The following is a 5,539-nucleotide window of genomic DNA, read 5'->3' as shown; positions in this document are numbered from 1 at the left end:
CACCCGTCATGGCAGCCTCCTGTGTCAGATCAGGAGATTATGAACCCATGCGCAGGAGGTGCAACTGTAGTGCTAATACCAATCGGCGTGAAGGCTGACTCATTCGGGGTTTTCAGTCGGGCGCATCTCATGTTCATTGGTCTGCGCGACTGGGCGAATGCATGAGCATCGGCGCCGGTTGGTATAACATTAATCGAGTCAGTTAAGGAATCAAATGCACTCAAGAAGGAGCATGTTATAGGGACAGATTATGTGCCCAGCTCGTCGGTGGCAGGGCCAAAGCTTGCTAGCCCGCGCTCGAAACTGCCGGATCCACACGCTTTGCCCGATACCCTCAACTTTTTGCTTATGCCAAGGAGCTCTCGTATTCAAACAGCTGGTGTCTCAATCTATTCTTCGCGCCAAGCTCGGGTGAGCTGGTCGGAAAGAGGCTTTGCAAGATAGGAAAACGCTGTGCGTTCGCCCGTCTGAACGAAAGCCTCGACGGGCATGCCGGGCACAAGCTTCAGATCCTTGAGCTGCGCCAACTCCAGCTCGCTCACCTCGATACGAGCCGTGTAGAAACCAATCCCTGTCTTCTCATCCTGGGTTAGATCAGCGGCGATCCGGCTGACCTTTCCCTGGATTTCAGGAGTAGTGCGCTGGCTGAAGGCTGACAACCGCAGTATCGCTTCTTGCCCGATCCTCATCTGGTCGATGTCCTGCGGCTGGACCTTGACCTCGATCGACAGGTCATCGGCCTCAGGCACGATCAGCATCAGCGGATCGCCAGCAGCGATCACACCCCCGACTGTATGAACCGCCAGCTGATGCACCACACCGGCCTGTGGAGCGCGGATATCGATGCGCTTGAGCTGGTCCTCCGCCGCAACCCGCTTTTCAACCAGCTCCGCGTTCTTAGCCTGAGTCTCCCGCAACTCCTTGGCTACCTCGCTTCGAAGCTCCTGATCGATCTGGATGATCTGCAGATCGGTTTCGGAGATCCGCCCCTTGGCCTGAGCCACCGATGCGATCAGCTGGCCGCGCTCGCCCCTCAGGCGCGTCGCCTCACGTTCCAGCTGCGTCACCCGAGTGATCGGAACGAGGTTCTTGCGCCACAGCTCCCGCACGCCCTCCAGCTCGTTCTGGATCAGCTTGATCTCCTCAGCCTTGGCGCTTGCCTGCTCCTCAAGACCTGCAATCTGTTCGCGCAACTGACCGATCTGCTGCTTCAGCTGAGCTCTCAAGCCATCGCGCGCTTCGCGCCGCAGCCTGAACAGGCTCTGCTCACCGATGATCAGGCTCATGATCTCAGTATCGGAGGAGCGGGCCTGAAGCTCCGGGCGCACCTTGATTATTGTTAGCCCATCCCGCTCAGCCTCCAGCCTCCCCTGTCGTACGGAGAGTTCATCCAAGCCCTTGGTAACCACCGCCAGGTTGGCGCGCGTGATGGTCTCGTCTAGACGCACCACCAAGTCACCGGCATTGACCCGGTCTCCGTCCCGCACGCGGATCTGGCCCACCACCCCACCTGTGGGGTGCTGCACCTTCTTCACATGGCTCTCAACCACTACTGATCCGTGCGCAATCACAGCACCTGATAGTTCTGTTGTTGCCGCCCATCCGCCCATGCCTCCGCCCAGCAGCGCGAGCACGGAGAGACCGGCCAGCAGGTGTCTGCGTAATGAACGATCCATTGTCTGTTTTCCTTGACTCATCACGCCGCCCCTCCCACTGCTGTCCGCATCGTAGACACAGCTGCCATCGACCGCACCTTGTCCCGCAGAACCTCGTCCTTGGCTCCGAACGCCTTCATCTCGCCACCTGCCATGATCAGGGCCTGATCAAGCGCCGCCATGACGCTGGGGCGGTGGGCAACTACGACTGCAATGCCGCCGCGGGCACGCACGCTCAATAGAGCTTGGATGAGACCCTGCTCGCCGTCAGCATCAAGGTTGGAGTTCGGCTCGTCCAAGACTACGAGGAAGGGATCTGCATAGAGAGCACGGGCCAAGCCCAAACGTTGGCGCTGACCAGCCGAGAGTGCTGTTCCTCTCTCACCAATAGGGGTCTCGTAGCCCTGTGGCAGCGACAGGATGAGATCATGCACGCCTGCTAGGGTCGCCGCCTGAATGACCAGATCAGGATCATCGCCCTGACGGAAGCGGGCGATGTTTTGTGCCACAGTTCCGGCAAACAGCTCCACGTCCTGCGGGAGGTAGCCAATATGGCGCCCGAGCATCTCCGGCAGCCACTGGTCCAGCGCAGCTGCATCGAGGCGCACCTTGCCGCGGACCGGCGCCCAAGCCCCGACAAGGGCGCGGGCCAGACAGGACTTGCCCGAGCCGCTCGGGCCAACAATGCCCAACCCCATGCCGCTCTTGAGCTGGAACGTGACGTCCCTGACCAGCAGGCGAGGATTGCCCGGAGGCGTGATGCTGACACCCTGGACGAACAGGGTCGAGACAGGCTTGCGCAAAGGTAGTGGGTCACCACGGGCCGGCATGGCAGCAAGCAACTCACCTAAGCGGCGCCAGCTCTGGCGGGCCGCGATGAAGCCCTTCCAGTGCGCAATGGCGAGCTCCACAGGCGCCAGTGCGCGGGCGGAGATGATCGAGGCTGCGATAATGACACCGCCTGTCGCCTCAGCCCAGATCACGAGCAGTGCACCGACACCGAGGACCGCTGATTGCAGGGCCATGCGCAGCACCTTCGACATAGCCCCGAACCCGCCAGAGACATCAGCCAACCGCTGTTGACTTGTCATGAACTGCTGGTCGGCCTCATGCCACTGGGCTGCCACGGCCGGGGCCATTCCCATGGCGCTGACCACCTCGGCATTGCGTCGGCCTGCCTCCACAAGCGAGTGACGGGTTCCAGCAACTTGCATAGTCTCCTTAGCGGCTCGCCGGGAGAGGAGCTCCGTCAGCAGCATCAGCGTGACCAGCACGAGCGCTCCACCCAGGGCAGTCCAGCCGATCAAAGGATGAAAGAGAAAGCAGATCGCAAGATAGAAGGGCAGCCATGGCAGATCGAACAGCGCCAGGGGCCCGCCCGAGGAGAGAAAGGATCGGACCTGATCGAGGTCCCGCATGGGTTGCTGAGCGTCCATATCGCTGCGCACCAGCGGCAGGCTTAGAGCAATGCCAACGACACGGTTGCTCAAGCGCTCATGGAGCAATCCGGCCACGCGCCCGAGCATGCGGGAGCGGATGAGGTCAAGCAGGCCCTGCATCAGAAACAGACCGGCAACGAGGAGCGCAAGGCCCACGAGCGTCGGAACACTGCGCGATGGGATCACCCGATCATAGACCTGCAGCATGAACACCGAGCCGGTCAGCGTCAGGATGTTGAGCACTCCACTGAACAGGCCTACCCCAAGGAGGGCCGCGCGTGACGGTTTGAGAGCTTGCCTCAGCTCAGACTGCCTCAGGGTACCAGTTCGCACCATGCTTCACCGTACGAGTTCGAGTTCAGAAGAAAGAAATGCCCAGAGCGGCTGAGCCAAAGATCATGTCTTTGGCTCTAGCATCTTGCCGCGATGTCGGGATGTTCGCCTGCCGCAGCAGGAGTTCAATTCTATGGAGCGAGAATACCTGAAATCGAGAACAACGAAATATACCGTTGGGTATACGCGGTGAACCTGAGCCAAATGCAGAGAACTTGCCGTCTGAGTACGCTTCATTGCACGATGCTATAGCAACTCGGATGGAACCAGCAGTTGCCATACAGCCGAGCCCTCTCAGGTATAAGGATCTTCCCGTGGCAGGATGGTACTTCAGGTGCACGGCTCTAAGGGCCGCCTACATGGCTGTAGATGATAAGGCTGTTTATAGGACTGGATGATAGTAGTGCGCCACTTTATCCATGCACTCCTTGCTGATACGATAATAGTCATTGAAGTGGGTAAACCAAAGTTTGGTCCTTCAGAGCATTTGCAAAGAGACATATCTTCAAGTCACGAAAATATGCCACAGCATAACTACCTCGGGCCAGTAATAGCTGTCCCCAAAGAGCAACTGCCCCATGCGGATAAAACTGGCATGAGGGGCACACAGACTCAGCACCCCGACAAGATTTTCAATGGTCATTCGGCTTCACAAGTAAGTCGTCATCCAGATCGCGCGGGAAAATAGATCCGGACCAAGGGGCGTAACCTCGTATATTACTGAAGTATGCGTTTGATCAGGATCAACAAGCACAGCTTTTGGCTGTGTGAGATCTGCGAAGACGCATGATCTAGGGGGAACTCTTCATGGTTGCCATCGAGCTTCGCCCTCTGGACTCGAACCGTGTCCGTACGTCCAAGCTGAGCCAGCAACCAGTATACTTATGCCGCGTATACCATCAGATATATATTCATCGCCCTGAGTTTGGGGCATATGACTAACCATCGATCGCAGCATCTGACGGGTCGCCTCACAGGGCAGGCCGCAGCAACAATGACGATCGCGACAGGGCGGCTCTAAGCTGAACCTTCAAACACACAACGAGAGTGCGTCATGCACCTGAGCCAGACACGGCGCCGATAGATGATCGGTGTCAGCTCTCTGGACGCGTCGCTAGGGGCGAGTTTGCACGGGATACCAGTTGGCGTCCCGCCACGTAAGTTTCGACTCAGTTATTCCAAGTCATCGATTGCGATAACTTAAGTATAGTCGGAATACCTCCACGGTATATACTTGATCTGAGTAAATAAGCTCAGGTCTTTACCATGCAAAACCATCGCCCGCGAATGATCAGAGGGATCCCTCATGGCTGCCAAGAACGTCACCAGCACCGCCGCGAAGCCGCCCAAGGCTCCTGCACCCTCACCCGTTGTGACGGCCAAGACGGCCGCTCCGGACACCGCCACCATCACTGAAGACGCCAAGTCCTCAGTGGTATCCGGCAATGTGCTCGCCAATGACTCCTCGGGCCTGACAGTCGCCTCTATCGGCGGCCAGCCCGTTACGAGCAGTTCAAGTATCCCAGGGACGTATGGCACACTTGCCATCGATGGGAGGGGCAAGTGGACCTACACCCTGAACAACGGTGATGCGAGAGTGCAGGCGCTTGGCGAAAACGGGACGCTGACCGAGACGTTCCCCTACATCGCCACAGCCACGGACGGATCGACTGCTTCCTCGTCCCTGACCGTCACCATCAAAGGCACCAACGACGCACCAGTCGCTAAGGCTGATACCGGGACCGTGGCTCAGGGAGGCAAGGTTACGCTTGATGTGCTGGCCAATGACACGGATGTCGATGGGCTTTCAAAGACGATCACTGCCGTAAAGGTGCCTGCGGCTCAGGGCACCGCCAAGATCGTTGATGGTAAGGTTGAGTTCACGGCGGCTAAAGGCTTCACCGGTGAGGCAACGATCACCTACACAGTGAGCGACGGTAAGTTGTCCGCTCAGGGCAACGCGATTGTAGCGGTCACGCCTGTAACCCAAGCCCCGGTAAACCAAGCCCCGGTAAACCAAGCCCCGGTGGCCCAGGCCGGCACGGCCGAAGGCCAGGAGGACGGTGGCCCGATCACCGGCACGGTGACGGCCACGGACAAGGACGGTGATAA

Annotated in this window: 3 protein-coding genes; 1 reads left to right on the top strand and 2 read right to left on the bottom strand. The window is 58.7% G+C overall.

The features are described from left to right. Positions 1–389: 389 nt before the first annotated feature. Complete coding sequence (locus JKG68_RS30695; RefSeq protein ID WP_246516095.1) at positions 390–1,676, bottom strand: HlyD family type I secretion periplasmic adaptor subunit; 1,287 nt, start codon at positions 1,674–1,676, stop codon at positions 390–392. 20 nt (positions 1,677–1,696) lie between these two features. Further along, positions 1,697–3,430: a type I secretion system permease/ATPase gene (locus JKG68_RS30690; RefSeq protein ID WP_202066067.1), complete on the bottom strand. Its 1,734-nt coding sequence runs from the start codon at positions 3,428–3,430 to the stop codon at positions 1,697–1,699. A 1,303-nt stretch (positions 3,431–4,733) separates the two neighbouring features. Between JKG68_RS30690 and JKG68_RS30685 the strand changes: the two genes are divergently transcribed. After that, positions 4,734–5,539 (top strand): cadherin-like domain-containing protein (locus JKG68_RS30685; RefSeq protein ID WP_202066066.1); only part of this gene is annotated, 806 nt, incomplete at its 3' end.

Origin of the sequence: Microvirga aerilata, assembly GCF_016743775.1 — a bacterium.
Classification (GTDB): Bacteria; Pseudomonadota; Alphaproteobacteria; order Rhizobiales; family Beijerinckiaceae; genus Microvirga; species Microvirga aerilata.
Note: the sequence above shows the minus strand (reverse complement) of the source record. Positions and strands in the feature narration are given on the sequence as shown.

Bases quoted from the DNA above. Each gene is read 5' to 3' on its own strand.
- JKG68_RS30690 (WP_202066067.1), bottom strand. From the start codon at position 3,430: ATGGTGCGAACTGGTACCCTGAGGCAGTCTGAGCTGAGGCAAGCTCTC.
- JKG68_RS30695 (WP_246516095.1), bottom strand. From the start codon at position 1,676: ATGGATCGTTCATTACGCAGACACCTGCTGGCCGGTCTCTCCGTGCTC.